This window comes from Buttiauxella sp. S19-1 (assembly GCF_022134725.1).
In the GTDB taxonomy this organism is placed as follows: domain Bacteria; phylum Pseudomonadota; class Gammaproteobacteria; order Enterobacterales; family Enterobacteriaceae; genus Buttiauxella; species Buttiauxella ferragutiae.
Genome location: NZ_JAHWLU010000270.1, coordinates 1 through 694, shown reverse-complemented (window position 1 = coordinate 694; position 694 = coordinate 1). Strand labels below are relative to the sequence as shown.

Annotated in this window: 1 pseudogene; it reads left to right on the top strand. The window is 32.7% G+C overall.

What is annotated here, in order from left to right:
• A pseudogene (locus MES37_RS24510) lies at positions 1–694 on the top strand (hypothetical protein); the annotation flags it as partial.

Here is a 694-nt window from a genome sequence, read left to right as displayed (position 1 = left end):
AGATAACATTATTTGGTTATTTTATTTTTTCAACTCTATCGGTTGCTGGTGATTTAACGGTTGTGAAGTATGGATATGGCCTAAAAGGTAGAGGTGGAGTTAAATATGAAGATATAGTTACCCACCCAATATCTGATACGGACGATCCATATTTTCCTTCTTATTTTGCAATAGATGACAACAACAAACAGTTTAATGCTTCAATTAAACTTTCTATTACACAAAAGGACAACGAATATTGGGCTACCGTTACGATTAATAACTCAGGAGAAAAATCTTTTTATATTCGTAGTTTAGAATTCCCGTCAATACCGCCATCTCAAACAAAAAATAAAAACCTAACATTCATGTTGTGTGGAAGAAACTTTATCATCACAGCAGGAAACATATTACTAGATTATTTAGGAGGAGTGTGTGATTATAGAGGAGATTTCGAAAAGAGTGAATGGACTGAGTTTACACCAAAAACCTCCCTATCGTACACCGTAATACTTAATGATAACTCCAAATTTCTTCCCGATAAAAGAAATTACAACGTCGGAACCACTGAATACAATTTAGTCAATGATGATTGGTTCTTAAGCCGTTCCATTTATTATTATTTCTTTTCCATATTAGACATGAATCAATCTAACTGCCATATATCAGATGAAGAACGATATATTTTTCCAGAAAGATATGTATGCAACTATTA